Genomic DNA, 24,964 nt, shown 5'->3' with positions numbered 1-24,964 from the left:
AGCTACAACAGAACTGGAAACGGTAAATGTGAATGCGGTACGCGAAAGCACAAACCATAAAAATTCTTAGGATTGGGCAACCGAGGATGGAAGTTCCTCAGACGCATCGAAACTCCTTAACGGGTAACGCTGATGGAGGACGTTCAACGACTATAATCCAACTTGATTGTATAGTCTAATCCCTTTTTAAATACATCGAAAGATGGGGTATAAATGATTTGGGTTACACAAAGATTCACGGAAAGACTAGATACAATGACGCAAAAGTAATTGAAATATCAGAGCGGAAGTCTATGTAGAATGAAAATAAACAACAGAGTTGGCGAAAAACATTTTACAAATGAAGGCTATGAAATACAGATAGTTGATTACATTAACAGACACACCGTGCTGATCAAATTTGTTGATGTTCCTGATTATCTAGTGTGGGTAACTGCACAAAACGTAAGCAATGGTGAAATTAAAAATCCTTTTCACAAAAGTGTTTATGGGGTTGGATACTATGGTTGTGGCAGTTATTCGGCAAGAGTAAATAACATAAAAACACCACAATACATCAAATGGTTTAGCATGTTTAACAGGTGTTATGACGTAAATTATCAAAAGGATAACCCGCGTTATATTGGATGTACGGTGTCTGATGAATTTCACAATTATCAGAACTTTGCCAAATGGTATGACAAGAAAATTTATCCATGTAGTTATAAGTTAGAGCTAGATAAAGATTTGCTGGTAGAAGGAAACAAAACGTATTCTCCAAGCACATGCTGTTTTCTTCCCAAAGAATTAAACGCGGCGTTAAACAGCAAACGAAACGATAGAGAGTTCATGACTGTACTATATAACAAATATAAGAGCGAAGTTCCTTTTTATATTAAAGAAAAACTGTTCAAATTAATTAATACACCAAAAAGGAGTGAACAATAACGAATTATCACGATATTAAAACGGATGATATGAATAATGGATCGGGATTGAGAGTTGTTGTCTTCTTATCGGGGTGCGAACATATGTGTCACCTATGCCACAATAAGCAGACATGGAATCCTTGTAGTGGTATTTTATTTGACGAGACAGCAAAAAACAAAATTTTTGAGTGCCTTAACAAAGAGTATATTGATGGAATCACTTGGTCAGGAGGTGATCCACTTCATCAAAACAATATTGAAGAAGTGGTGAACCTATCAAAAGAAATTAAAGCAAAATATCCAAACAAAACAATATGGCTCTATAGTGGGTACAAGTATGAGTGGATACAAAAAAATTATCCTGATATTTTACAATTTATCGATGTTCTTGTAGACGGAAAATTTATTCAAAAACTTTCTGATGTAAACTATCATTGGGCTGGTTCAACAAATCAAGAGGTTATAGATATTCAAGAAAGTTTGAAACAGTACAAAAAGATATTGCTTAATCAACTTTATAAATAAATAAAAATACATAAAAGGGAGTAATTATAATTCATATGACAGACCAAATGAAACAACCATTTTACAAAAAGCCACTCCAAATTAAGGTTAAATATTTTTCTAATATTGAACCACTAACTAAAATTTCTAAGGGTGATTGGATTGATCTTCGCTCTGCAATTGATGTTGATTTGAGAAAGGGAGAGTATTTTCTTATTCCTCTTGGGGTGGGAATGAAACTACCTGAAGGTTATGAAGCAAATCCAGTTCCACGCAGTAGCACATATAAAAATTTTGGAATCATTCAGACCAATCATTTTGGAGTAATTGATAATTCTTTCAGTGGAAATCTAGATCAGTGGCATTTCCCTGCGTTAGCAATGCGAGACACAACCATTAAGAAGAATGATCGTATTTGTCAGTTCCGTATCCAAGAGGTAATGCCAGATGTTGAATTGATTACAGTGGATGAACTTGATGAAGTTTCAAGAGGTGGAATCGGAAGCACAGGAAAAAACTAATTTTTATACGCAGGCGGTGGTCAATCCATCGCCTTTAAACTTAACTAAAGGGAGAGAATAATGAATAACGCTGATAAAAAATATTTAGAACTATGCCAATACATTCTTGATAATGGTACAAAGAAAGAAGATAGAACTGGTACAGGCACATTATCTGTATTTGGTTATGACATGAGATTTAATCTACAGGAAGGGTTTCCACTACTCACCACAAAGAAAATCCATCTTAAATCAGTCATCCATGAATTACTTTGGTTTCTTTCAGGTAGTACTAATATCCAATATCTTAAGGAAAATGATGTTCGAATCTGGGACTCTTGGGCGAATGAACATGGAGAACTTGGCCCCGTTTATGGCTCTCAATGGCGTAACTGGCAAGTTGCAGATACTTATTATGAAGATGGTCTAGATTGTTTCATGCTTACCGACGAAACCATTGATCAAATTTCAGAAGTCATTAAGTCAATAAGAACAAATCCAGACTCAAGAAGGCACCTTGTATCAGCCTGGAACGTTGGAGAAATTAAAGATATGAAGCTTCCTCCATGTCATTATGCGTTTCAATTTTATGTAGAAAATAATAAACTATCCTGCAAATTTAACATGCGCAGCACAGATGTTTTTCTTGGCCTTCCATTTAACATTGCAAGTTATGCTCTATTGACAATGATGGTTGCTCAAGTATGTGATTTGGATCTTGGTGATCTAATTTACTCGGGCGGAGATGTGCATCTATACTTGAATCATCTTGAACAAGTAAGACTTCAATTGACCAGAGAACCAAGAGACTTACCAAAGATGTACCTGAATCCAAACAAAAAAGATATTTTTGATTTTAAATATGAAGACTTTATTCTAGATAATTACGATCCACACCCAACAATTAAAGGTGTTGTAGCTGTATGACATATCCCATCTCTCTTATTGCTGCTATGGACATCAATAATCTAATCGGCTCATCCAATTCACTCCCTTGGAACATTTCGGCAGATTTAAAATTCTTCAAGTCTCAAACTGAATACGGCAATGTAGTCATGGGAAGGTCAACATATGAATCTATTGGTCGTCCATTACCAAAACGAAACAATATCATTCTAACATCTAACAAAAACTATAAAGTGCCGGAATGCACCGTTTATGATTCAGTGGATGATATATTAGTACACTCTATTATCGATGAATTAAGATCGACTTATATTATTGGTGGAGCTTCAATCTATAAGCAATTTCTGCCCCATATTGGAGAAATGTACATAACTCATATCGATGCTGAATTCGAAGGTGATACATATTTTCCTGAAATTGATTGGTCTGAATGGGAAGCAGTTCACTCTCTAGATATTCCCGTTGGAGACGATACTGATTATCCGATAAAAATAGTTAAGTATTCCCGATTAATAAAGTAAAAATAAATAGACAAACAATATAATATATGCTATTCTAAGTACAGGTTAAGTCATACCTGTACTTTTTTTAATAGGAGGTTGATATTTATCAAATGAAAATCAAAAAGAAGGTGTATACTTGTTTATTGCTTTAAACATTGTTCCAACGGTAATCTTAGCAGCAATCATTTATCTGAACAGTTATTGGTTAGGCGATGATTTGAGTAAATTGAAAAACAAAGACACATTAGAGAATATTTTTCACTCGTTTTGCTTATCATTTATGGGATTTAACATCATCACATCAACAACAACTTTGCTCTTTCACAATCAAACGGTACAACAAGCGGACATAAGAACGCCTATTATGTACATATATGCCGTCCTGTTCAGTCCAGTTTTCGAAGAACTATTATGTAGAAAGATTTTATTAATAAAAATAAATAAATATTTTAATTGGTGGATATCTGCATTTATTAGTTCGGGAATATTTTCAATATTACATCTTAACTTATCACTGTTTACAAGTTATTTATTTATCGGGTTAGTTTGGTCATATTACTATCGAAAATCAAATTATAACATCTTTGTGCCAATTCTAAGCCATTTCTTATTCAACTATATTATGATTTTAATTCAATCTATAAAGGGGTGAAGAAATACATATGAAATTAAGTGAAGCAGCAAAAACAATCTTATCAATCTGTTGGGTAAACGAAAAACCACGATCAACTAATTTTACTATCGGTGAAAAATACATATGGCAAGGCAAAGAATTTAAAGCAACGGAAGATACATATGAAGAACTCGTTGAATACCAGGAAGTAACAAGTAAACCATTCAAAATGAACAGAACTGGTAAATCGGTAGTTATAACAGGAGGACGATTAAAATAGTGAAACGACTGATTGATAAGCTAATTGTTTGGTTGTTCTGGTCGAAGGCATTCAATGATGTACGACTTGCTCATATGCATATAGCTTATAAACAAGGAAAATATGATAAAGAAATGGAAGACAAATATGAAATCGAACAATTCAATCATATGGAGGGAACTTATGAAAATTAATAAGGCAGTTATTGATAAATATATGCAAATTTGTTCATATAGTACACATAAGTGCAACTCATTTTCAGAGATTGAGTATAAAATAAATCGAGCAGTATTCTTGGGCAAGGTGTTGAGGACTTATCCATACAGAGAAATCCAATATGGCAATCTAAAATTCACAGTTGATACAAATACATATACGATTATTGATTTGGAAAGAAATGAAGTTGATACATATGAAGTTCCTCAATATCGGAAGTTAGCCTATGAACGAAGATACTATAATATTGTGGTTTAAGAAGGGAGTTAAGAAGTCGATGAAAATGTTTGACCCAATCCATAAGTGGTATGACAAAAAGCTTACTTGCACATATTGTGGTGAGAAACGTTCAGTAAAATATATGGTTGAAGATAAGCCATACTGCAATGTTTGTGTGCTTCCGATTTGTTCTGGTTTATGGAAGAAGTAATAAATCACATAAAAATTCAATTTCATTAAGAACAGGAGAGAAAATATTGAGTAAGAAAAATAAAGACACTGTTTCTGATTGGAGTAAAGCAATTAACGACTCTTTTACACAGCAGCGAAAAGTAGATGAAATGCTTCAACCTTCTAAGCTTCAAATAAGATATCTAACTGGATTTGCTAAAAACATTTATGATTATGCACAACTCATGAATAATGCATCTGAAATGGCACATCAAAAATTGATCACATTCGAACTCGCTCAACAAATCATGGACACACAAGGTAAGAATATTTTGAAGGATATTGAATACTTGCAGGGATATTTGAAAGATGATGGGAAGGAGGATTAAAGATGAAATATGTAGTTACTTTTGAATTATTCGATGAAACCGAAATCGGTTTATTGTTTGAAATCGAAGAAACTATCAATCGTCCAAATGATCCCGATAATGAAACTTTAATCTTTGATTATCTATATAAGAACTATGGAAACGTATTAAATCCTCACACTATTAAATGGCATGTTTTAAATGACATTGTTTACATTGGTGAAGACTATTGTGTTGAAATCTAAATGAAAGACAAGCTTTATCAAAAAATTGAAGAATAGGAGTGGGAACAAATGATTAGTCAAGATGAATTTAACAAAATTGAATCCAGTTATGGTTGTGGATACTATCATGTATGTTGGGAAAGGGCTTGTCCATGTGCTATTACAACCCAAAATAGGGGCTTGAGCAAGGAAATATACGAGGGGTTCGTTGAAGAAAACCGTAAATTGACCGAAGAGATGGACAAGGATGAATATGATTATTGTGGTAAGTATGATTATTAATTATTGGATAACGCAAAAAGACCTAATTTACTAATAAAAATCAGAGAGGAAAATTTAAAGTGAACATTGTGGAATTGGTAAAAACCATGACTGACGGGCAGACAGCATATTCTTACAACCTTAAAGAAAGAATTATTAAGAAGTATTGGGGACTTTATATTTATCAAGGCGAAAATGAATCAAATGATACAATTCTAGATTGCAACATGAATTATTTACTAGAAGACAATTGGGAGATTGACTTACCTTATGTTGATTTCTGGACTGCATACAAAGTAGCCAAGGAGGAGGGATGGGCCATCTTATCAGAGTTCAACGAGTTCCCTATGGATATACAACACAGTGATCGAGATTTTTCACAAAAAGAAATTGATGGTCGTTGGCAAATTTTAAATCAATAAAATATCTGTTTTATTAAAATACATATAGGGAGAATAAAACGAAATGAATTCAGCACTGTACACCAAAGATGGAAAATTAAGAAGTAGATCACCATACAAATACATAGATCGTATTACAAAAGAACCGATTCCAAACAGCAAACTACAAAAAGTTAAATTTCCTGGTATTACTTTTCTTGTTGGTCCAGATGGAGGAAGTATTGATGAGAATCCAGATTATACTGAATGGATGCGACTTAAAGAAGAAGAAAACGTCAGAATTATTGAGAGTCGTTTGAAATCCAAACAGGGAGGAAATGTATGACAGGAATATTCAAAGAAAATGCATTATATCGGTATCATAATGGTATTGGACATTGTAAACACGGCATTGTCTATACCATGAAGGATATTTTGGGAAACGTATGGGCAATTGATACTTATTGGGACAGTAAATTTTCGAAAAGGTTTTTGCAGAACGCAACGGTTTATTATGCTGATAGGATTCTTAATGATCTTGAGTTTATTATGATGATTGATGAAGCTGTGGAAGTATCTGCAAATGAGTATTATCTTTATGATTCCAAAGATGCTTTATATATTCCAGTCGGCGGACGACATGAAAGATACTTAGTAAACAAGAACGCAAAAAAGAATACTGATTCAGTAATTGATTATATTGAAGATAAGATTAGTAAGAATGAGACCATGATTAAAAATCTAGCATCCGACAATAGAATGCTAAATGAATGGTTGTGTGTGGTAAATAATGATCCAGATGTCGCTCAATTATATAAGAATGAGAAATACGAATATACTGTTGAAAATGCTATTCTGTTTGCACTTAAGAGAGGTGTTAAATAAATGACTAATCCAGTAGAAGTTAAAGTAAATGTAATCAATCAATTAAAACTTTTGCGCCAAAGTACATTCAAAGACAAACTATCATTTCTAGATGAAGATATCCAAAATGCACAACGAGCCAAAGCTACCGAAGTAAAAGTGAATATAGATTACTGCAATAAGAAGGTGACAATTGAGAATAACGGTAAGACGCTCCAAAATCCACAAGCATTATTCTCCATTGCTGAATCAGAATGGGATGAAGATATTCAGAAATCAGAATCGCCGTTTGGTATGGGGTTCTTCAGCAATATTACAGTTAGTGATTATATTGAAGTTTATACAGGAAATAAACACATCATCTTTAACGTTTCAGATATGATTCAAAACAATAAGACTCAGATCGAAGTAAACGAGATTGCAAATTCATACGATGGATTTAAACTCATTTTGAATAATTTTGATTTTAATCAAGTAACATCAACTAGCATCCGTGAGCGTGTTGAAATGCTTGGAAAATACATACATGAACTTGATATTTATTGTGATAATGTTATGCAAGAAAAGAAAGACTTAACTGAGGGTGATGGTAGTGTGTTTCTTAGTAAAATCAACGATGAATTTATTAAGGGATGGATTGCTCTAAGTGGTGGGTTTTGTCAAGATTTAAACGTTTTTTATAAAGGGAGATTTGTCACTAAACTGGACAACCTGTATTACATCAAAGGAGATTTGCACATAACAGACAAAACACTTAATTTAACTTCTCCAGATCGAAAAGACATTATTAGAGACAGTAAGTATCTTGATTTTCTAAGCAAGGTTAAAACACACATTCAAGAACTAGCCAATAGCAGCTTTCTAAATGGAGAGCAAAAATACATAGATAATCATATTGACTCAATTTCATACTATGCAGACAAAAATAAATTAAAAAACGAAATGACATTCCTTATTTTCAATACTGAAGATGAAAAAGATTCTAAATATTTAAGCGGAATCGCGTTGGCTAAACGTGATAATTCAGAGATGAAAACGATTAATCAGTATGAAGTATTCTTAAAATCCGAAGCCGCCAAACAATCAGAGTCACATTATGACGAAGTTCAAATAGAACACGATGTTATGAATAAGGCTCCGAAAGCAGAAGGGATTCAATCATGGAGGGGTGACGAGGGAAGTTCTGGAGGATACAGTGAACCCGAAATAAATGAAGAGAAGTTAGAAGAAAGAAAAGGTAAACATCTTGATTTTGAATCTGAACCAGTATTTTGGTTAGGTTTTGATCAAGTAATTGAACAAGAGGCAAAGTTCAAGATCGCTGAACACTATAAATTAAAGATAATTGTCTCTCGCAATAAATTTGAAAGCAGTGTTCTTGAATTGTTGGGCAAGGAGCAAAACATTGTTCATATTTCTCAACTAACCGAAAAGACAAAAATTAAAGCTTCTTTATCTAATACAGAATTGCAGAACGTAGAGCGCAGAGCAATGATGTTGCTTGATATGGTTAGTCGTATGGTCGGGTTTAATAGAAATGTATTCGCTATTGGAGATCTAATGGTTCTTAAAGAGACTTCTGTGGAGGTTTTGGGACACACCATTGAATCAATCGAAGATAAATTTATTGCCATTCATGATCGTAAAAATAATAAAATATATATTGACAGAACATCCATAGATAAAACAAAACTAAGAAATGACTTGAATGATAATTTGGATTTGGAGGATTACAAATTTATCCTATTTAACCTCAAGGAAATTGTTCGTGAATTAAATTTGATGAATTATGATGAGATTAATAATAAGCCAGATGACCTATATGAACGAATTATTAATACATTGGCGGTTGCATAGTATGATAAATTCTATCTTTTATAAGGAGAAAATAATATGAGTCTAAGAAATGTTGAAGTCGAAAAGAACTTCAACAACGAAGAAAATATTAAAGTATATCAAATAATCAAAGACAAAAAACTAAGAGACACGATTATCAATAACAATATTCCGTTTGCTCTAAGTATGGTTGCCAAATGGTTGAAAAAAGGCTCGATAGAAGAATCTGACGATTTAGTTGGAATGGCTATGATCGGATTAACAAATGCTTTCGATACATATGATATTAATAGAGGCGTTAAATTTACGAGTTATGCTGGTGATGTAATCTGGCACGAATTTTGTATCAATGCTATTTACCACAGCAGAAAGTGTCGGAGCAAATACTCATCTGTAAGCATTGAAGAAAGATATTATAAAAAAGGAAAATCACAAAAAGAAGTGCAAATTAAAGATGTTTTGCGTGATGAAAATTGTGAACATACATATAAAGCAATTGAAGATAATATGTTCAATGATTATTTGAACAGAACAATTAATTCGTCACTAGACGGAAACGAGAAAACTGTAGCGGTCAAGCACCTACTTGAAGGAAAAGGATTTGCTGAGATCGGCAAAGAAATGGGAATTTCAAGACAAGGAGCACATCAAATACATAAGCGTTATATTCCGAAATTGGCGATTGCAGTGTGTTAAATTTGATAGAACTAACATATCATGATGAAAGGATACTACATACATAGATGAAAGTAATTTTCTCAATGGCAATCTTCTTATGGTGTTTAATTTTCTTTGTTATATCGGTATTTAATCAATCACCACGAACAATAGCATGGGCTTGCTTTGCTTCGGCTGGTTGTTTGGCAACGATTCGCAGTGTTGAAGAATTAAGAAAAAATAAATATTATCAATGAGTAATTTGAAAGGTGGATTAAAATGGAAATACTTTTTACAGATACTGTTGTAAAGAATGGCCCTATAGCATTTATTGGATCAGTAGCAATTATCGGTTTTATTGTGTGTTTAGTGTTTCTTATTGGTTCGTTAGTTAATAAGAAGGGCTCAGTTTCAATTCTGTGTTTTTTATTGTTAGTGATTTGCTCAACCGCAATTCGTTTCACAGTATATGAAGATAATAGTTACACAAAAGAATATAAAATTATTCTCAAAGATCCCAACTATGTAATAGATGCAACAAAATACACCGTAATTAGACAAGAAGGAAGAATTATAACAATAAGAGAGAAATAAAGGTGATAAACGATGCATTTTATAAACAAATGAAAAGGTGTGAATAACATGGAATATTGGAATATGGTTAAGATTGCAGAGATAGCTTCAGTAAGAGGAGTAGGAGGAAGGTTTGGCGATCAAGGTGATCACACCTATTTTACCATCGCAATGAAAGATGGTCAGTTACACACTTTTCACTACGCCAATAGAGATGCTTATAAATTTAGAAAAGAACTTAAGGGCTTATATAATGAAGTCAATAAAATTGGTGAGTATTACTTACTTGAGAATAATACATATATAGAGGTTAATGGAGAGTCAATTTTATACGGCTGTAGGGTTGAAAACAATTTGAATGATTACGAATACAAAACTTTGCTCGAAATAGAGGCACTAAGAAGAAAGGGAAAGATAGTAGATGAAGGATGGAGACATATGTGCTATATCTGTCCTATAAAAATAGAATTCGGAAAAGTTGTAAGAGGGGTTATTGACGATGCAGCAATAGAGCAGATTAAGTCTCTTGGATTCGATTTTAAAATCGAAAAGGGTAAATATGTTAATGGAGAATTGAAGATTTAATTTCAATATAAAAGGCTGCTTTTATGGGGAATGAAGAAAGGAGTAGATGTTGTGAAAATTAGTGGGGCAAAAAAAGTCCATCTTATAGAACTAACTGATTTAGAAATTGATATTCTGTTGACACTCTTTGCCAAGTCTCCATTTTTCGTCTACGAGGATAAGTATAATTTTTGCTTGGAAGGAAGATATAATCTTCAGAAAGCATCAGAGGAAGAATACAAAAATCTGCTTAGTGAATTAAAGGGAATAATCAAATCTCGTGAAATGTGACTTTCATCATGGATATTAAAAATTACTCTGGAGGGAATTCATTGAACTTAAATCATTTTTCTGCGGTAATATGCTTATCATTTTTATTTAGTGGAATAATAAATTTAATTATTTTCATTTTTAATCCAAACGAACCAAAGTTCTTGTGGTCTGCTATCGTCTCGATTTTGCTTAATGTACTTCTAATAAATTATACCTGTCGCCGAGAAGTGAAAGATATAATAATCACACTAAAAAATAAATTTAAATAAAAACTGAATTTCATTGAGTTTATTCTCACTTGAATACGTACTAAATACGTGTTATAATTACCTCGATAACATTAAGGGAGGTAATTATCATGAATATTGAAAAAAATTATACATATGTAGCAGTACTCGACTTTAATAACGATCACATACAGATATCCTTTCCCGATTTAGAGGAAGCACTAACTCAGGCTGACACGTTAGAGGAAGCATTTAGACGAGCAAATGAAGTGCTTAAATTAACCGTCCAGAGTCGTTTAGAGGATGGAGAACTTATTCCTGGACCAACACCAATAGAGCAAATAAAATTAGCAATGAAACAATTTACTACAATTGCGTCATGTACGATATCTACAAAAATTAAATATGTTAAGAAAACTTTGACTATTCCAGAGGACTTAAATGAAGTGGCCGAGAGAAGAGGAATTAATTTTTCTCAGGTGCTTCAAAATGCAATTCGTGAAAAATTAGAGGAGGACTAAATGCCGCAAGTTTGGTTAACAAGTGATTCTCATTTCCATCATAAAAACATCTTACACTTAGCACAACGTCCGTTTGAATCAATTGAAGATATGAATGAGCAATTCATTTTCAACTGGAATGATAAAGTACAAAGAAACGATATTGTGTATCACCTTGGAGATTTTGTTTTCGGTGGGACTACTAAGTGGGAAGACATTATTTCCAGATTAAATGGGTGCATCCATCTGGTTCTAGGCAATCATGATGACCAAAAGGTTGTTAAAAGGCTATCTCATTATTTTGAATCGGTTGAGAATATGATTGTGAAGAAAATTGATAAGCAGCATCTTTTTCTATTTCATTATCCGATTGAGATTGGACTTACACCAAATGCCTACTCAATTCATGGACATATTCACGAACGACCATCTAGATTGGTGAATCAAATCAATGTTGGAGTAGATAGTGATTTTATAAGAGAAAAAGTTGGATTCGGCAGTTTGATTCCAGAAGAAATGATTTTAGATGAGTTGAAGATCAGAAAGGAAATGGTATTGGAATTACGAGCCAGTGGGAGAGAAGAGGTGTGAAATTTTAATTATCAACTTAAATGGGATATAGATGATGAAATCAAGAATGTTGCCAAAGCAAAGGTTAGGATTTTTGGTGTTCCATATATAAAGAAAGTCCTTCCTCAGCATCTAGAGAAAGATATTGTTGATACGCTGTTGATGATGGAACTCGAAGAACATCCCAAAATTAAAACTAAGTTAGACTTTTATTGTCCCATTCATAAGAAAAATAAAATACATACTCAAATTGGATTTATAGATAAAAATAAAAGAATTCTAACGGATCAAGCCGATAAAAAGTTTTTTTGTAATGAGTGTGGAGAAACCATAAAAGCAACGTTGGACTCAATTAGTATGGGCTTTTGTATTACAGATGAGTATTATACTCACGTTCAAACAAAAAGAAGATAAAACTTTGATTTCATATTAAACAACGATAATAAATTAATGAGGTGAATATAATGATTATGCTTAACAAAGAACAAGTGTTTAATCTCATCAAAGATGGCATTACTCAGGTAGATAAACAAACACCAACCGATATTAAACTGAGTATCGATCCAATTATGTTTAAATACGATAAATCTACTGATGAGTGGTACTATCACACAAAAGATTTTACAAAAAATATTATCAGATACACAATGCTTGGTGCATATTATACAGAATCACATAGATATGCAAGTCTTCAAGGGTTGACTTATTTTCTTAAAAAAGAATTTCCTGAGCACTCGGATATTAAGATTGATATCAGAGCTAAAGATAGCGATTTTAGAAAGTATTCGGGCAAAGAGAAGGAAAATCTTATGGATGCTGTTAACATCTCAGTTCAGATATACCATGATGATAAAGTAAATCTAAAGGATGATGAATTGAGAAATTTGATTGATTATTCTTTGATAATTAAGGATAAAGAATGGTTTAATGAATTGGTTGAACAATATAATAAGTAAAAATACATAATAAAAAAAGAAAAGCGATTCACAAATTTTATTATTTTAGTTTTATTCTCATGTTGATGGGCCAAAACAGAATATTTATCAAATTGCTAATCATTTTATTGCTATGGATAAGTTTTAAAAACCCATTATTCGTTTTGACAACTTGAAAAGCTTGTTCAAACTTTTCGGTTTGATGAGTTTCTTTATATTTTAAATTATTTTTCTCCATTTTTTTGAATTGAGCTGCTACGTTTATTCCGATGAATAAATATAGAGCAATAATTAAGGATACAACAATAATCATACCAACCAGCTCCCTTTGACAGTGATGATTTAATGTATTCGAATATTTTAAAAAATATAACTCGATATTGAGACAAAAAGGGGTCTACCTAATGAACGAGAGTAAAACAAATAAATATGATGCTATTGTTGCATGGAGTAAGACAGTATTTTGGTTGGGATTTTGGATAATTTGGGTTGCTGGGTGTTGCTATACATGGGATAAATAAGTGTATAAAATCCAGATTTTATCAAAAGGAGGAGAACTTATTATGTGTCATTGTAAGTGTTGCGATGAATCTGAAGAAGAAAATAGTTTCTGGGGAGACGTTTGCTTTTATATGGAAGAGAATAAATGTGATAAAGAAACAGCAATGAAAGCTGTAGAACCATTTTATATTAAACATGGGGATGTGCATAAATGATTTTAGAATGCAGGGCTTGGGATAAAGAAAAACAAGTAATGATCGAATGGAGTGATATCTTCTTTAGTGACATGTCACCCGTAACTGGTTGGGGCGAGGGTGTGGATTACGAAAGAGTTGACCTAATGTTCCATACGACGAAGAAAGATATTAATGGTAAGAAGGCTTATACTGGAGACATTATTGCTTCAAATACATATGACGGTCAACCGATGGAAATTAAATGGGATGATAAGCAAACAGGATTCTACTGTCATGACTCCAACAATAACGAAGACGATCATTTGAACGCAATGGAAATCGAAGTGAGCGAGATTATCGGCAATATCTATGAGAACCCAGAATTGTTGACTCGTTAAATGAATCATTTTATAAGGATTAATAAAGTAAAAATAAATATATACATAAATAAACCGATATGCTATAATCACTTATATAAGAAATTGTGTCCCAAGTAGACCACAAGAAGTACCAATCTGGAACAATTTTAGTAAGGGGGATTATAGCATGTCTAATATTTGCGCTTTGGATTTGGGATTTGGATGGACAAAAGGCTCATATAATAATCGCGTTTACCTTCAACCATCTATCATTGGGGAGTCCAAGGAACTTTTTGATGACAGCATTAAGCCTGACGACTTTATTTATGGAGAGGATCAATACTTCGTTGGAAAACTTGCTCTAAGACAGAGCGATATTAAATACTTTACAATGAAGGATAATAAGGCTGAAGCAAGTACATCGAGTGCTATTACTGAAACTGCATTAGGCTATCTGATCGGAAATTCGGCAGCTAATGTTATTAGTGGGTTGCCTATCAAGTTTTATTTTAAACAGAAAGAGCACTTTGAAGAGTCGTTAATGAAAATAAACGATAAAGATAAGTATACTATTAAGAAGGGGAACAGAGGTTCCTACTATGTTAATCCTAAAATTATAAACCTTAAATTAACACCGCAGGGTAAGGGTATAGCAATGGATTACTTGTTAAAAGATGATGGTACACTCGATAAAATATCAGAAGCAAAGAAAAATATATTAGTGATTGATTTAGGATTCTTTACTTTGAATTTATTGGGGCTTTCCAAGATGGAAACCATGAAGGAATCAACAACTTTATTGCTTGGCGTAGATAATGCTTATAAACTACTACAATCTTACATACAAAAAGCTATCGGAAAATCCCCAGCACGATATGAATTAGACCCTTTTGTTGTGAGTGGTGTATACGAGGGATATAATATTAAACCATTCATTGAAAAAGCATTTAAATCATTGGCAAATCAAATTCAAAACGAAATCGATGGGCTTAACATTAACTTCGATTTATACCTTGTTGCTGGAGGTGCTGCACATCAAATAATCCATCATCTTAATTTACCGAACAAGATTCTTTTAGACCAACTTTCACAAGTCAGAGGATACAGAAAGATGGGTGAAAGGCTATGGAAGTAGTAAAAGCAAGATTAAGAAAAGGAAAAGACGAAGATATTAAAGAAGGAATGATGAATCTTCCGCCACATTATGATCACAGTGATGTAGTTAGAGATGCTTTGAGACTCCTTCTTTTTGGCACAACACCAAAAACTTATACGTTCGTTGAAGTTAGAGAAAATCAGAATAATGAAACTTTTATGCTTACAAAAACTGATGTATCAGATGAGGAAATCGAATCGAATCTTGATGAATTAATTATGGGCTTTTAAGGTAGGCTTTTGCCTACTTAATACATATGAGGAGTAATCGAATAATGGGGTTAAAAGTAAAAATAAACGCTGGATAAAATATTGCATCAAAAAGGCAAATCAACATCAAATTGACAACTACCGACATGCTGCTTGTGTTGTTAAGGGAGGAAGATTGGTCAATGTTGGAGTTAACACTAACAAGAAGGGTAGATTAATTGATCCACTATATGAAGAAAAGGGTTGTCACGCTGAATTAATGGCGCTTTGTTCATTAAGCGAAGAACAAGTTAGAGGCTCTGTTCTATATGTGGCTGGTTGGAGTAAGGGGAATAACATAGTGAACTCTAAACCATGTCCGATATGTCAACAGTACATAAAGAAGTTTGATTTGAAAGCTGTTTATTACTCATTGCCAAATGGAGAGTATGAAGAGCTGATAATTTAGAAGGTAAAAATAAAATATAACTTATAAGGAAATGGGGAAAGAAAGTGAGAGTTAATGAAATTCTAAAATTACTATCCGAATCAGATGAAACGTATTGGGTGAAAGCTGTGTCATCAGGAGGTGAAAGATACATTTATGCAAATAATATTGAATTAAGTGTCTTTTTCCCATACGACGAAGAATTGTCATTTTATAATGATTTTGCATTTCTAGATAATTCAGTGTTCTATAAAGATGATTTTATTATGCATTATGGCTATGTTCAATTAAATGGTGTAAGCATGTTTAATCTAAGTTTCATATATATTAAAAATGAGGGAGTTTATTTACCAACTCCAATTTTTAAATATAAGCATGAATATCAAAAATATGTGGTTGCTGAATGGGAACTTTTGCTCAGTGAAGTTATGAGTGAGAAAAATATTGCTCCTTATGTTGGAATGTTTGGTATACAAGCAGAGAAAAGTATTGTTGTAAGATAAATTCAATATTTTACTTAGTTTTTGAGGAAGGAGATAATACAAATAGATAATTACGTTATTTATCATTTACATTCTGATCTGAGTAATCCAAGTACATCGATGAGCGTTGATTCGGTAACTAAGTTTGAACAATACATAGAAGCGGCAGAGCAAGCGCAAATGAGTACTATATGTTTTTCTGAGCATGGCAATATATTTAACTGGGTAAAAAAGAAACAGACTCTTGAGAAAAAGAATATGAAATATATTCACGCCAACGAAGTTTATCTTACAGAATACATAGATAAAGAAAAAGGTTTGATTCGCGACAATTACCACTACATGTTGATCGGTAGGAATTGGGATGGTGTGCAGGAACTTAACAGACTTACGTCACTCTCTAATAACAAAGACGATGGTCATAGGTATTATAATCCTCGCCTGTCATTTGACGATCTATTCAATACATCTGACAACATTATCATGACTTCGGCTTGTCTTGCTTCGCCTTTATGGAGATCAATAAAAAACGATAACAAACAAATGCTAAACAAATTGATGGATTTCTTTGTAAAGAATAAACACAGGATGTTTTTCGAGATCCAATATCACACCCATCCAGAGCAAAAAATTTTTAATCAGCATTTATACGATTTATCTAAAACAACTGGTATTCCATTAATAGCAGCTACCGATACTCATGCGCTCAATCAGGCTCATTCACAAGCAAGAACAATTCTTATGAAAGCTAAAGGGGCAACATATGGAGACGAAGATGCTTTTGATTTAACTTTTAAGACTCATCCCGAACTAGTCAAAATGTTTGAAGAACAAAATGCCATACCAAGAAGTGCCTATCTTGAAGCAATACATAATACAAATGTTATGGCTGATATGATTGAACCATTTGAGTTAGACAAAACAGCCAAGTATCCTAAACTGCATGACGATTCAGAAAAAGTATTTAAAGAAAAGATAAATATTGGCGTAATTGAAAGAGGATTGCATAAGTTTGATAATGATAAAAAGCAGCAATATTTCCAGCGAATTAGGGACGAGTTTGATACATATAAGAAAGTTGGAGCAATTGACTATATGTTGCTTCAAAAAAACGTTGTCGATTGGGCACATAGTAACGATATTTACCAAGGATACGGAAGAGGATCGGTTAATGGTAGTCTTATAGCCTACCTTTTAAAAATAACTGAAATGGACAGCATAAAACATAAATTAAACTTCTTTCGCTTTCTTAATCCAGAACGGATTTCGCTCGCTGACATAGACCAAGATTGGCCCCCATCTAAGCGGCAAGAAGTTATTGATTATGTTGCAACTATCTCGGGTATCTATTTTTGCGAAATTATTACTTTTAACACTGTAGCTCTTAAGGGAGCAATAAGAGAAGTTGGTCGAGCGTTAAACATGGATTTATCAACTGTAGACCAAATTGCAAAATCAGTGTATAAAAACGAGAAAAAAGAAGATGTAATTGACTCAAAATACATAGAAATGTATCCAGAACTATTTAAATACGTTGAATTAGTCAAAGGAGTAATAGTAAGTATTGGTTCGCACCCATCTGGATATGTTGTTTCGCCAGTCAACCTTGAAGATAATGTAGGGCTATGCTTCACAAAAGAAAGTAAATACCCAGTAAGCCAGATTAACATGAAAGAACTTGACGGATTAAACTATGTTAAATTAGATATCCTTGGACTAGATAATATTGAAATCATTAACGAAACTTGCAAACTTGCTGGAATCGAAAGATTAGTTCCAGATAATATGGACGTAAATGATGAAAAAGTGTGGAATTCGATTAGAGACTCTGGTTTAGGAATATTTCAATGGGAAAGTGTTTCTGCTCAAGCATACCTGAAAGACTTGCTTAGTCCTGAGACGATTAATAGAATTAAGCAGCAGTATCCTAGTTTTAGTTATATTGAACTGTTTTCAATCGGCAATGGAGCGATTCGTCCATCTGGAGACTCTTATAGACAAGCTTTGGCAAATGGTATTTTTAAAGATCACGGACACAAGGCGCTCAGTGAATTCTTAAAGAATACGTTAGGCTATCTAGTCTACCAAGAACAAATCATGAATTTTCTCGTAGAGTTCTGCGATTTCTCTATGGCTGAGAGCGATTCGGTTCGTCGTGGATTATCGAAAAAGGAAGGTACTGAAAAGTTTCTACCCGAGATTAGAAAACGGTTTGTAAATAAAATGATTAATGAATATAACGAAACCGAAGAATCTGCATTATCAGTGCTTGAGCCATTCCTTCAGGTAATTGATGATGCCCAACGATACGGATTTTCCGATAACCACTCCAACCCATACTCACATATCGGGTACGGTAATGGATATCTAAGATATTACTACCCACTAGCCTTCTTAACTGTTATGCTCAACATCAACAAAGATGATATCGATAAAACCGGAGCAATTATTAATTATACAAAAACGAGAGGCATTGAAATCTCATCTATCCGATTTGGCAAGTCTACGGCATCATATTCTTACAACGAACAAGACAACACGATTTATAAGGGACTTGAGTCAATCAAGTATCTGAATACCAAAATTGCCGAAGAACTACTTGAATTAAGCAAAAATACATATGAGAGTTTTGTTGATTTGTTGGTCAATATAACTCAAGACACATCGGTTAATACAAGGCAACTCGACATCTTAATACGTCTCGATTTCTTTTCGAAGTTTGGTAATAACGGAACGCTCTTAAAAGTTTACGAAGAATTTTCTAATGGGAAAAGTCAATACAAAAAGACTTATGTTGAGAAGACAAAAATTAAACGAATTGAAGAATTAAAAAATATCGAACAAGAAATTCGATCAAATCCAATTGAACCTTTGCTACCTAACGAAGAAGTTATGCTGCGTAAAGAATTGATGGGCTATGCCGACATCACATATCCAAACATTGATTCTGGTTGGTGTGTTGTAACAGATCTAGACATCAAGTACAGTCCAAAACTAAAGCTATATAATCTCAAAAGTGGTAAAGAACAAATGTTCAAAATGGACAAGAAAACATTTAACACTAAGGATAAATCTCTGAAGATTGATAAAGGCGACATGATTGAAATTACAGAGTTTATGAAGAAGCCTAGGCAAGTCCCTGACGGCACTGGAGGTTTTAAGCCAACAGATCAAACTGATTATTGGATTACTCGCTATACCAAATACAAAACCAAAGAACCTTCAAAGGAATGATGAAATGGAAGTTTTATTAAATAAAAATAAACGGGTATCAGTATTATGACAAGCCTTGAACGATTCACTTCTGATTACCACAACTACCGCTTTCCAGACGCACAAGAAAAGGAGGTGAGGATTTATTCAACTTGTGCTGGATGTGGTGAAGCTGTATCTATTGATGAGGTCATGGCGAAGGAGATTTTAGATATTTTAAACGGTGTATGCGTACACGATGATTGCTCATGTATTAAAAAAGCAGTTGATGCAAGAACAATGACAATTGATGAAATTATTGAGGAGTGAGAGTTTGAATTTAGTTGGACATAATATGGCACTGGTAGAAGAATTGAAAATACATATGCTTAAACGAATCGAATTGTACGAGAAGAGAGGCTTCATTAAAAAAGGTAAATATAAAGAATTGGTTGAGTTTGAAACAAAAGCAATGGACGAACGATTGGAAACGATGAAGCAATGGTTGTAAACAAAGAGTTCAAACATTACCTTTATGCTTTCGATCTGTCTATGGAATCCACCGGGTTAACAATTTTTGATTTAGATTTGCGAACACCTGTGTTAGTTACAAGTATTTCAACTTCACACCTCAAAAAATCAGCGACACATGGGCAGAAACTTAAATACATGGCAGACGAAATAATAAAAATAGGTAAACTATATCCACCTTGTGAAGTTGCAATTGAACGCGGTTATAGCCGTTTTAATACTGCAACACAAGTAATCTTTAGGGTGCATGGTTTAATTAATTATCTATTCTATAACTACCCACAAACATACTATCCTCCAAAAAGTGTGAAGGAAAGTATTTGTCGTGGTGACGCAACAAAAAAATATGTTCAAGAAACAATACATAAAGTTTATCCAGAAGTTGAGTTTGCCAATGAAGATGAATCAGATTCATTTGCTATTGCTCTTACATATTTGATTAAGAACAATTTGATTGAATGGAATAAGACGGAGATTAAGAAGAAGGCAATTAGGAAGAGGTCTAATAAGAAGAAAGATGAGGGCAACTAATACATATGAAAAAAAATAAAATGAATTTCATTAATGAGAAAACAATATTTGACGCAGAACCGAATAAATTAAATAACTCTATCAAGCAAAATAAAAAAGACATATTTTCTTTTTCAGTAGTAGGAACAGTGGATACATATTACTATAAAACTACGAACCAGTCTAATTAGACTGGTTTTATTTATATTTATCATATATAATTAAAAGTGAAAATAAATAAAAGGAGGAGCTTGGGTTGATAACTGAAAAAATACCAGTTTGTGCATATTGTAGGGTTAGCACAGAACATGAAAGCCAACTAAACTCACTAGATAATCAAACTTACTATTTTGAAGAAAAAACAGAGAAAAGTGGTAAGTATGAACTTTACCGTATCTATGCTGATCAAGGGCTTTCAGCAACCAGTTGGAAAAAAAGAGAGTATTTTAAAGAGATGCTTGCAGATGCTGGTTTAGACATTGAGATTCATAGAAAAGAAATCAAGGCATACGTTAGCAACAGAGAGCCTAGATTTAGACGGATATTAATAAAAGATGTATCGAGATTTTCAAGAAATGCTTCAGAAGGGCTTGAACTCGTTACTAAACTAAGGGAAAAAAATGTACATATAGATTTTGTTTCTCTTGGATTATCTACAGAACAAATGACAAACGATATGATAATCGGATTTTTTTTACTTGCTGCTGAAAATGAATCTAAGGATAGGTCGCAGAAGGTTCTGTGGGGAAAAAAGATGGGGGCTGAAAAGGGAGTAATTCATACTACGGATAACTTTTACGGCTATAAGTATATTAAAGACACAAACACCTTAGAAATTATTGAAGAAGAAGCTACCAACATTAGATTAATTTTTGATTTATATGTAAATCATAATTACGGTTTTAGAAAAATCATAAAGCATCTTAACGATAATAATATATTCACAAGACGCGGAAAGTCTTTTGTTCCACAATCTATTAAACGCATACTTGAAAATGTTGCCTACACTGGTGATTTAGTTAGAAACAAAATGGATTCACCAAAGGTATTCACATCTAAGAGTTATGCAACATATAAACCAAAATCTGAGTGGCTTATTACCAAAGATAGAATTCCTCAAATAATAGAACCGGAATTACTTGCAAAATCAATTGAAATTAGAAGAAGTAAACTTCACTATAAACAACGTGTTGGTATTTATAATGGACTAAGTGAATATTCCGGTTTGATAGTATGTGGTAGTTGTGGCTGCAATTATACTAAAAATAGAGAAGCAAGAACCGGTTACGATTTTTATAATTGCAGAACCAAAAAATATAAGGGTCGGAAGTATTGTCAAAACATTAATGTATCACTTAAACAAATCGAAGAAACTATTAGAGTGCTGGCAGACGGGAAATTTTATGATGCAATATTAAAAGATAAAAATAAAAATATAGAAAAGATCGAAGATGAAATAACCGAAATCAAAAAAAGGATGAATCAGCAAAGTGTAAAAGAGGTAGAAAATTTAAGGGAAGAATTAAAGCTATTAAATGAAGAAAACAATAGATTGGCAGTTCTATTTGTTAAAGGGAATATTGATGAGGATTATTTAAATACACTGCAAAGAGAAATCGATGAGAAAGTTAGTAAATTAATTATTGAAATTAAAGAGAAATCAATGGATAATAATCAACTAGAAGAAGAAATACTTCGCTTAAAGAATACAGTAACTGACTTAAGTAATCTTGAAATAAAAGATAAATATACTGTTCATGAAATAAAAGATCAGATAAGCAACATACGGGTTCATCGAGATAAAGATAATAACAAAAAAGCTCATTTAGAAATCAGATTTAAGGTATTTGAAAATATTGCTGGTATTATGCATGATTTTCAATAACAATAAATACTTTTGAAATTATAATAAAACCATCCAAAAACTGATAGAAATATTGGTCTTTGGATGGTTTTATTATATCTATTTTCCGGACAATGTATCCCCAGACGTTAGTCTGCGGCAAGCCGTTTGCGAGGTCCACTTCAACGCCGATCATTACGCCCTCAATTCCGTACAGGCACGCACTGTGCATTTTTCCATACATAACAAAACACCTCTCTCCAAAAGTTGGCACATCATGTGCGCAAGACTTCAGTAAAGAGGTGCTTCCCCATTTTCCGAAAATATTGATATGCATCCATTATATAAATCAATCCAGGTGCAAATCAATAGCCATTGCCAATCGAAACTTTTCCTGAGCAGCCAACCAACTGCATGTCCGATGAATTAACATTTTATGCAAAATAATTTAACACTAATAAAATTAAAGTCAAATGATTTTTTACAATTAACATTCAAACTGCAAATTATGATAAAATTGAGGAAAGAAAGCAGGTGAATAGAACCTATGACACAAAAATCAACGACCATTCAAGAGCTGCTGCTCGATAATCAGCTTTGTTTCACAATCTATGCCTGCTCGCGCGAGATTACGAAGCTGTATCAGCCTTTTCTCGATAAGCTCGGCCTTACGTATTCCCAATATATTGTCATGCTTGTTCTTTGGGAGAAAGGGCAATGTGCCGTCAAGGAGATTGGCGCCGCCTTGTACCTTGATTCCGGTACGCTGACCCCGCTGCTGAAGCGTCTGCAAGCAGCCGGTCTGATTATACGCGAGCGTTCGCAGGAGGATGAGCGCAAAGTGCTGATTTCTCCAACCGACGAAGGCTGGGCGCTTCAGGATAGAGCTAAGGAAATACCGGGCGTAATGGTGGAAGGGATGAAGATGTCCAAAGAGGAATTCGGAGATCTTCTTCTGCAGTTCCGCAGTTTATTGAACAGGGTACATCAAGCAAATTCCCGCTGTTGAACGGATGAACAAGCATTTTGTCAATGAAATCGTTCGCATTTCGGTATGAAACCATGCGAAAATGTATGTATAAACCATGAAAGATTTATGAGGTAAGCGTTTTAAAAACATGATACAATATTCTGGGTTTCCAAATTTGGCATTGCAACCTTATTGTCAACTTGCAGGAAGAAGGCAGCCTGCCGGTTTTCCAGGTTGGACCTTTTTGCCCGCTTACGGGAATTCAGGATGCTGAACCGGACCATACCCGATCAAGCGGTAATCAATACGGAAAGCGGAAAGGCTGCAGGCTGCCTGCGGGTTCCGCTACACTTTAGGAGGCTTCCGGAATGAATATCCACGAGTATCAGGGAAAAGAAGTACTTAAAAGTTACGGCGTAACCGTACCGAATGGGAAAGTGGCTTTTTCCGTGGAGGAAGCGGTGGTGGCGGCTCAGGAGCTGAACAGCCCCGTTGCCGTTGTAAAAGCGCAGATTCATGCGGGCGGCAGAGGAAAGGCCGGAGGCGTTAAGATCGCAAAGAATTTGGATGAAGTCCGCTCATATGCCGGAGAAATTCTCGGCAAGACACTGGTGACGCACCAGACGGGTCCGGAAGGCAAAGTAGTAAAACGGCTGCTCATCGAAGAGGGCTGCCAGATCGCCAAGGAGTATTACATCGGCCTTGTCGTCGACCGGGGAACGGGGCGTGTCGTGCTGATGGGTTCCGAAGAAGGCGGAACTGAAATAGAAGAAGTAGCGGCCCTGCGCCCGGAGAAGATTTTTAAAGAAACCATTGATCCGGCGGTGGGGCTGCAGGTATTTCAGGCACGCAGGCTGGCATACAATATTTCCATCCCAAATGATCTCATTAGCAAGGCGGTCAAGTTTATGCAAGCGCTCTATTCCGCTTTTGTGGATAAAGACTGCTCAATTGCCGAGATTAATCCGCTGGTTATTACGAAGGACGGTAACGTTCTGGCGCTGGACGCCAAGCTGAATTTTGACTCCAATGCGTTGTTTCGCCATAAGGATATTCAGGATTTGCGAGATCTTGACGAGGAAGACGAGAAGGAAATCGAAGCCTCCAAGTATGATCTCAGCTACATCGCGCTTGACGGCAATATTGGCTGTATGGTCAACGGCGCAGGGCTGGCGATGGCAACGATGGACATTATCAAATATTACGGAGGCGAACCGGCCAACTTTCTTGATGTGGGCGGCGGCGCGACAGTGGAGAAAGTAACCGAGGCGTTCAAGATTATTTTGTCCGACTCTAAGGTGAGAGGGATTTTTATCAATATATTCGGCGGGATTATGCGCTGCGATGTGATTGCCAGCGGAGTGGTGGAGGCGGCCCGGCAGCTGGGGCTGACCAAACCGCTCGTTGTCCGTCTTGAAGGCACTAACGTGGAGCTGGGCAAGCAGATTTTGTCCGGTTCGGGACTGAATATCGTTTCGGCGGATTCCATGGCTGACGGAGCACAGAAAATTGTCTCACTGGTGCAGTAACGACAGATTTGCCGCGATTTCCTGTACTTTACAAAAAGGAATAGGATG

38 protein-coding genes and 1 pseudogene are annotated in these 24,964 nt (G+C 34.4%); 37 read left to right on the top strand and 2 right to left on the bottom strand.

Going from position 1 to position 24,964, the window contains the following annotated elements; genetic code table 11:
• The first annotated feature begins 300 nt into the window (after nt 1–300).
• From KP014_RS20120 to KP014_RS20005, 24 genes are all read left to right on the top strand, one after another.
• Nucleotides 301–927 carry a hypothetical protein gene (locus KP014_RS20120; RefSeq protein WP_051499283.1) on the top strand — a complete coding sequence of 209 codons (627 nt, stop codon included), beginning with the start codon at nt 301–303 and terminating at the stop codon, nt 925–927.
• The gene (nrdG, locus tag KP014_RS20115) at nt 924–1,433 is read left to right on the top strand and encodes an anaerobic ribonucleoside-triphosphate reductase activating protein (RefSeq protein ID WP_343223132.1); all 510 of its coding nucleotides are present in this window, start codon (nt 924–926) and stop codon (nt 1,431–1,433) included. The genes KP014_RS20120 and nrdG overlap by 4 nt, the downstream gene beginning before the upstream one ends.
• A 35-nt stretch (nt 1,434–1,468) precedes the next feature.
• Nucleotides 1,469–1,933: a dUTP diphosphatase gene (locus KP014_RS20110; RefSeq protein WP_246590556.1), complete on the top strand. Its 465-nt coding sequence runs from the start codon at nt 1,469–1,471 to the stop codon at nt 1,931–1,933.
• Between the two features lie 60 nt (nt 1,934–1,993).
• Nucleotides 1,994–2,839 (top strand): thymidylate synthase, encoded by an 846-nt coding sequence (locus tag KP014_RS20105; RefSeq protein WP_036588042.1) that lies wholly within the window; start codon nt 1,994–1,996, stop codon nt 2,837–2,839.
• A complete protein-coding gene (locus KP014_RS20100; protein WP_036588040.1) occupies nt 2,836–3,339 on the top strand; it encodes a dihydrofolate reductase in 504 nt (167 codons plus the stop codon). The genes KP014_RS20105 and KP014_RS20100 overlap by 4 nt, the downstream gene beginning before the upstream one ends.
• 262 nt (nt 3,340–3,601) lie before the next feature.
• The gene (locus tag KP014_RS29410; protein WP_367888849.1) at nt 3,602–3,973 is read left to right on the top strand and encodes a CPBP family intramembrane glutamic endopeptidase; all 372 of its coding nucleotides are present in this window, start codon (nt 3,602–3,604) and stop codon (nt 3,971–3,973) included.
• Between the two features lie 10 nt (nt 3,974–3,983).
• Nucleotides 3,984–4,214: a hypothetical protein gene (locus KP014_RS20090; RefSeq protein WP_036588035.1), complete on the top strand. Its 231-nt coding sequence runs from the start codon at nt 3,984–3,986 to the stop codon at nt 4,212–4,214.
• Entirely contained in the window at nt 4,214–4,387 is a 174-nt protein-coding gene (locus KP014_RS20085; protein WP_175491743.1) for a hypothetical protein, read from the top strand. The genes KP014_RS20090 and KP014_RS20085 overlap by 1 nt, the downstream gene beginning before the upstream one ends.
• Complete coding sequence (locus KP014_RS20080; protein WP_036588032.1) at nt 4,377–4,667, top strand: hypothetical protein; 291 nt, start codon at nt 4,377–4,379, stop codon at nt 4,665–4,667. The genes KP014_RS20085 and KP014_RS20080 overlap by 11 nt, the downstream gene beginning before the upstream one ends.
• 218 nt (nt 4,668–4,885) lie before the next feature.
• Nucleotides 4,886–5,188, top strand: coding sequence for a hypothetical protein (locus tag KP014_RS20075; protein ID WP_036588030.1), 303 nt, complete (start codon nt 4,886–4,888; stop codon nt 5,186–5,188).
• A gap of 2 nt (nt 5,189–5,190) precedes the next feature.
• Complete coding sequence (locus tag KP014_RS20070) at nt 5,191–5,412, top strand: hypothetical protein (RefSeq protein WP_036588028.1); 222 nt, start codon at nt 5,191–5,193, stop codon at nt 5,410–5,412.
• Between the two features lie 48 nt (nt 5,413–5,460).
• Complete coding sequence (locus KP014_RS20065; protein WP_036588026.1) at nt 5,461–5,673, top strand: DUF3939 domain-containing protein; 213 nt, start codon at nt 5,461–5,463, stop codon at nt 5,671–5,673.
• A 59-nt stretch (nt 5,674–5,732) separates the two neighbouring features.
• Nucleotides 5,733–6,074, top strand: coding sequence for a hypothetical protein (locus KP014_RS20060; RefSeq protein ID WP_036588024.1), 342 nt, complete (start codon nt 5,733–5,735; stop codon nt 6,072–6,074).
• A 43-nt stretch (nt 6,075–6,117) separates the two neighbouring features.
• On the top strand, nt 6,118–6,378 hold the full coding sequence (locus KP014_RS20055; protein ID WP_036588022.1) for a hypothetical protein: 261 nt from the start codon (nt 6,118–6,120) through the stop codon (nt 6,376–6,378).
• Nucleotides 6,375–6,917 carry a hypothetical protein gene (locus KP014_RS20050; RefSeq protein ID WP_036588020.1) on the top strand — a complete coding sequence of 181 codons (543 nt, stop codon included), beginning with the start codon at nt 6,375–6,377 and terminating at the stop codon, nt 6,915–6,917. The genes KP014_RS20055 and KP014_RS20050 overlap by 4 nt, the downstream gene beginning before the upstream one ends.
• The gene (locus tag KP014_RS20045) at nt 6,918–8,753 is read left to right on the top strand and encodes a hypothetical protein (protein WP_036588017.1); all 1,836 of its coding nucleotides are present in this window, start codon (nt 6,918–6,920) and stop codon (nt 8,751–8,753) included.
• Nucleotides 8,754–8,789: 36 nt separating this feature from the next.
• Entirely contained in the window at nt 8,790–9,428 is a 639-nt protein-coding gene (locus KP014_RS20040; protein WP_036588016.1) for a sigma-70 family RNA polymerase sigma factor, read from the top strand.
• A 240-nt stretch (nt 9,429–9,668) separates the two neighbouring features.
• Complete coding sequence (locus KP014_RS20035) at nt 9,669–9,983, top strand: hypothetical protein (protein ID WP_036588013.1); 315 nt, start codon at nt 9,669–9,671, stop codon at nt 9,981–9,983.
• Nucleotides 9,984–10,031: 48 nt separating this feature from the next.
• Complete coding sequence (locus tag KP014_RS20030) at nt 10,032–10,547, top strand: hypothetical protein (RefSeq protein WP_036588010.1); 516 nt, start codon at nt 10,032–10,034, stop codon at nt 10,545–10,547.
• Nucleotides 10,548–10,577: 30 nt separating this feature from the next.
• Entirely contained in the window at nt 10,578–10,817 is a 240-nt protein-coding gene (locus KP014_RS20025) for a hypothetical protein (protein ID WP_036588007.1), read from the top strand.
• Between the two features lie 340 nt (nt 10,818–11,157).
• The gene (locus KP014_RS20020; RefSeq protein WP_036588004.1) at nt 11,158–11,547 is read left to right on the top strand and encodes a type II toxin-antitoxin system HicB family antitoxin; all 390 of its coding nucleotides are present in this window, start codon (nt 11,158–11,160) and stop codon (nt 11,545–11,547) included.
• Entirely contained in the window at nt 11,548–12,117 is a 570-nt protein-coding gene (locus KP014_RS20015) for a metallophosphoesterase (protein ID WP_051499282.1), read from the top strand. It abuts the gene before it with no gap.
• Nucleotides 12,118–12,258: 141 nt separating this feature from the next.
• Nucleotides 12,259–12,510 (top strand): hypothetical protein, encoded by a 252-nt coding sequence (locus KP014_RS20010; RefSeq protein ID WP_036588001.1) that lies wholly within the window; start codon nt 12,259–12,261, stop codon nt 12,508–12,510.
• Between the two features lie 50 nt (nt 12,511–12,560).
• The gene (locus KP014_RS20005) at nt 12,561–13,052 is read left to right on the top strand and encodes an IDEAL domain-containing protein (RefSeq protein WP_036587999.1); all 492 of its coding nucleotides are present in this window, start codon (nt 12,561–12,563) and stop codon (nt 13,050–13,052) included.
• A 40-nt stretch (nt 13,053–13,092) separates the two neighbouring features.
• On the opposite strand, the gene KP014_RS20000 is transcribed toward KP014_RS20005, so the two are convergent.
• The gene (locus KP014_RS20000) at nt 13,093–13,344 is read right to left on the bottom strand and encodes a hypothetical protein (RefSeq protein ID WP_036587996.1); all 252 of its coding nucleotides are present in this window, start codon (nt 13,342–13,344) and stop codon (nt 13,093–13,095) included.
• Between the two features lie 208 nt (nt 13,345–13,552).
• Between KP014_RS20000 and KP014_RS19995 the strand changes: the two genes are divergently transcribed.
• From KP014_RS19995 to KP014_RS19945, 11 genes and pseudogenes are all read left to right on the top strand, one after another.
• The gene (locus KP014_RS19995) at nt 13,553–13,747 is read left to right on the top strand and encodes a hypothetical protein (protein WP_139210535.1); all 195 of its coding nucleotides are present in this window, start codon (nt 13,553–13,555) and stop codon (nt 13,745–13,747) included.
• A complete protein-coding gene (locus tag KP014_RS19990; protein WP_036587994.1) occupies nt 13,744–14,106 on the top strand; it encodes a YopX family protein in 363 nt (120 codons plus the stop codon). Before KP014_RS19995 ends, KP014_RS19990 begins: the two co-directional genes overlap by 4 nt.
• Nucleotides 14,107–14,254: 148 nt before the next feature.
• Nucleotides 14,255–15,202, top strand: a complete 948-nt coding sequence (locus tag KP014_RS19985; RefSeq protein WP_036587992.1) for a ParM/StbA family protein — start codon at nt 14,255–14,257, stop codon at nt 15,200–15,202.
• Entirely contained in the window at nt 15,193–15,453 is a 261-nt protein-coding gene (locus KP014_RS19980) for a hypothetical protein (protein WP_036587990.1), read from the top strand. The genes KP014_RS19985 and KP014_RS19980 overlap by 10 nt, the downstream gene beginning before the upstream one ends.
• 67 nt (nt 15,454–15,520) lie before the next feature.
• Nucleotides 15,521–15,880, top strand: a pseudogene (locus KP014_RS19975) (cytidine/deoxycytidylate deaminase family protein); the annotation flags it as partial.
• 44 nt (nt 15,881–15,924) lie between these two features.
• Nucleotides 15,925–16,362 (top strand): hypothetical protein, encoded by a 438-nt coding sequence (locus KP014_RS19970; RefSeq protein ID WP_036587987.1) that lies wholly within the window; start codon nt 15,925–15,927, stop codon nt 16,360–16,362.
• Nucleotides 16,363–16,383: 21 nt separating this feature from the next.
• Nucleotides 16,384–19,575 (top strand): DNA polymerase III subunit alpha, encoded by a 3,192-nt coding sequence (gene dnaE / locus KP014_RS19965; RefSeq protein ID WP_175491742.1) that lies wholly within the window; start codon nt 16,384–16,386, stop codon nt 19,573–19,575.
• Between the two features lie 45 nt (nt 19,576–19,620).
• Nucleotides 19,621–19,863 (top strand): hypothetical protein, encoded by a 243-nt coding sequence (locus tag KP014_RS19960; RefSeq protein ID WP_036587986.1) that lies wholly within the window; start codon nt 19,621–19,623, stop codon nt 19,861–19,863.
• A 25-nt stretch (nt 19,864–19,888) separates the two neighbouring features.
• Nucleotides 19,889–20,044, top strand: coding sequence for a hypothetical protein (locus tag KP014_RS19955; RefSeq protein ID WP_216700399.1), 156 nt, complete (start codon nt 19,889–19,891; stop codon nt 20,042–20,044).
• Nucleotides 20,035–20,595 carry a RuvC family protein gene (locus KP014_RS19950; protein ID WP_036587984.1) on the top strand — a complete coding sequence of 187 codons (561 nt, stop codon included), beginning with the start codon at nt 20,035–20,037 and terminating at the stop codon, nt 20,593–20,595. Before KP014_RS19955 ends, KP014_RS19950 begins: the two co-directional genes overlap by 10 nt.
• Before the next feature lie 235 nt (nt 20,596–20,830).
• A complete protein-coding gene (locus tag KP014_RS19945) occupies nt 20,831–22,459 on the top strand; it encodes a recombinase family protein (protein WP_036587982.1) in 1,629 nt (542 codons plus the stop codon).
• Here KP014_RS19945 and KP014_RS19940 read toward each other — a convergent pair.
• Nucleotides 22,440–22,661: a hypothetical protein gene (locus KP014_RS19940; protein WP_036587981.1), complete on the bottom strand. Its 222-nt coding sequence runs from the start codon at nt 22,659–22,661 to the stop codon at nt 22,440–22,442. The genes KP014_RS19945 and KP014_RS19940 overlap by 20 nt on opposite strands.
• A 303-nt stretch (nt 22,662–22,964) precedes the next feature.
• Here KP014_RS19940 and KP014_RS19935 point away from each other — a divergent pair, with 303 nt between their 5' ends.
• Nucleotides 22,965–23,426 (top strand): MarR family winged helix-turn-helix transcriptional regulator, encoded by a 462-nt coding sequence (locus KP014_RS19935; RefSeq protein WP_036587980.1) that lies wholly within the window; start codon nt 22,965–22,967, stop codon nt 23,424–23,426.
• Between the two features lie 329 nt (nt 23,427–23,755).
• Nucleotides 23,756–24,916 carry an ADP-forming succinate--CoA ligase subunit beta gene (gene sucC, locus KP014_RS19930; RefSeq protein ID WP_036587978.1) on the top strand — a complete coding sequence of 387 codons (1,161 nt, stop codon included), beginning with the start codon at nt 23,756–23,758 and terminating at the stop codon, nt 24,914–24,916.
• The last annotated feature ends 48 nt before the right edge of the window (nt 24,917–24,964 follow it).

It is taken from the genome of Paenibacillus sophorae, assembly GCF_018966525.1.
GTDB lineage: Bacteria > Bacillota > Bacilli > Paenibacillales > Paenibacillaceae > Paenibacillus_AQ > Paenibacillus_AQ sophorae.
The sequence above is the reverse complement of the archived record's forward strand: the minus strand, read 5'-3'. Positions and strand labels throughout refer to the sequence as shown.

Excerpts from the sequence above, each read along its gene's own strand:
- KP014_RS20120 (WP_051499283.1), top strand. The coding sequence starts at position 301 with ATGAAAATAAACAACAGAGTTGGCGAAAAACATTTTACAAATGAAGGC.
- KP014_RS20110 (WP_246590556.1), top strand. The coding sequence starts at position 1,469 with ATGACAGACCAAATGAAACAACCATTTTACAAAAAGCCACTCCAAATT.
- KP014_RS20105 (WP_036588042.1), top strand. The coding sequence starts at position 1,994 with ATGAATAACGCTGATAAAAAATATTTAGAACTATGCCAATACATTCTT.
- KP014_RS20100 (WP_036588040.1), top strand. The coding sequence starts at position 2,836 with ATGACATATCCCATCTCTCTTATTGCTGCTATGGACATCAATAATCTA.
- KP014_RS29410 (WP_367888849.1), top strand. The coding sequence starts at position 3,602 with ATGGGATTTAACATCATCACATCAACAACAACTTTGCTCTTTCACAAT.
- KP014_RS20090 (WP_036588035.1), top strand. The coding sequence starts at position 3,984 with ATGAAATTAAGTGAAGCAGCAAAAACAATCTTATCAATCTGTTGGGTA.
- KP014_RS20080 (WP_036588032.1), top strand. The coding sequence starts at position 4,377 with ATGAAAATTAATAAGGCAGTTATTGATAAATATATGCAAATTTGTTCA.
- KP014_RS20070 (WP_036588028.1), top strand. The coding sequence starts at position 5,191 with ATGAAATATGTAGTTACTTTTGAATTATTCGATGAAACCGAAATCGGT.
- KP014_RS20065 (WP_036588026.1), top strand. The coding sequence starts at position 5,461 with ATGATTAGTCAAGATGAATTTAACAAAATTGAATCCAGTTATGGTTGT.
- KP014_RS20055 (WP_036588022.1), top strand. The coding sequence starts at position 6,118 with ATGAATTCAGCACTGTACACCAAAGATGGAAAATTAAGAAGTAGATCA.
- KP014_RS20050 (WP_036588020.1), top strand. The coding sequence starts at position 6,375 with ATGACAGGAATATTCAAAGAAAATGCATTATATCGGTATCATAATGGT.
- KP014_RS20045 (WP_036588017.1), top strand. The coding sequence starts at position 6,918 with ATGACTAATCCAGTAGAAGTTAAAGTAAATGTAATCAATCAATTAAAA.
- KP014_RS20040 (WP_036588016.1), top strand. The coding sequence starts at position 8,790 with ATGAGTCTAAGAAATGTTGAAGTCGAAAAGAACTTCAACAACGAAGAA.
- KP014_RS20035 (WP_036588013.1), top strand. The coding sequence starts at position 9,669 with ATGGAAATACTTTTTACAGATACTGTTGTAAAGAATGGCCCTATAGCA.
- KP014_RS20030 (WP_036588010.1), top strand. The coding sequence starts at position 10,032 with ATGGAATATTGGAATATGGTTAAGATTGCAGAGATAGCTTCAGTAAGA.
- KP014_RS20025 (WP_036588007.1), top strand. The coding sequence starts at position 10,578 with ATGAAGAAAGGAGTAGATGTTGTGAAAATTAGTGGGGCAAAAAAAGTC.
- KP014_RS20020 (WP_036588004.1), top strand. The coding sequence starts at position 11,158 with ATGAATATTGAAAAAAATTATACATATGTAGCAGTACTCGACTTTAAT.
- KP014_RS20015 (WP_051499282.1), top strand. The coding sequence starts at position 11,548 with ATGCCGCAAGTTTGGTTAACAAGTGATTCTCATTTCCATCATAAAAAC.
- KP014_RS20010 (WP_036588001.1), top strand. The coding sequence starts at position 12,259 with ATGATGGAACTCGAAGAACATCCCAAAATTAAAACTAAGTTAGACTTT.
- KP014_RS20005 (WP_036587999.1), top strand. The coding sequence starts at position 12,561 with ATGATTATGCTTAACAAAGAACAAGTGTTTAATCTCATCAAAGATGGC.
- KP014_RS20000 (WP_036587996.1), bottom strand. The coding sequence starts at position 13,344 with ATGATTATTGTTGTATCCTTAATTATTGCTCTATATTTATTCATCGGA.
- KP014_RS19990 (WP_036587994.1), top strand. The coding sequence starts at position 13,744 with ATGATTTTAGAATGCAGGGCTTGGGATAAAGAAAAACAAGTAATGATC.
- KP014_RS19985 (WP_036587992.1), top strand. The coding sequence starts at position 14,255 with ATGTCTAATATTTGCGCTTTGGATTTGGGATTTGGATGGACAAAAGGC.
- KP014_RS19980 (WP_036587990.1), top strand. The coding sequence starts at position 15,193 with ATGGAAGTAGTAAAAGCAAGATTAAGAAAAGGAAAAGACGAAGATATT.
- KP014_RS19960 (WP_036587986.1), top strand. The coding sequence starts at position 19,621 with ATGACAAGCCTTGAACGATTCACTTCTGATTACCACAACTACCGCTTT.
- KP014_RS19955 (WP_216700399.1), top strand. The coding sequence starts at position 19,889 with ATGGCACTGGTAGAAGAATTGAAAATACATATGCTTAAACGAATCGAA.
- KP014_RS19950 (WP_036587984.1), top strand. The coding sequence starts at position 20,035 with ATGGTTGTAAACAAAGAGTTCAAACATTACCTTTATGCTTTCGATCTG.
- KP014_RS19940 (WP_036587981.1), bottom strand. The coding sequence starts at position 22,661 with ATGTATGGAAAAATGCACAGTGCGTGCCTGTACGGAATTGAGGGCGTA.
- KP014_RS19935 (WP_036587980.1), top strand. The coding sequence starts at position 22,965 with ATGACACAAAAATCAACGACCATTCAAGAGCTGCTGCTCGATAATCAG.
- sucC (WP_036587978.1), top strand. The coding sequence starts at position 23,756 with ATGAATATCCACGAGTATCAGGGAAAAGAAGTACTTAAAAGTTACGGC.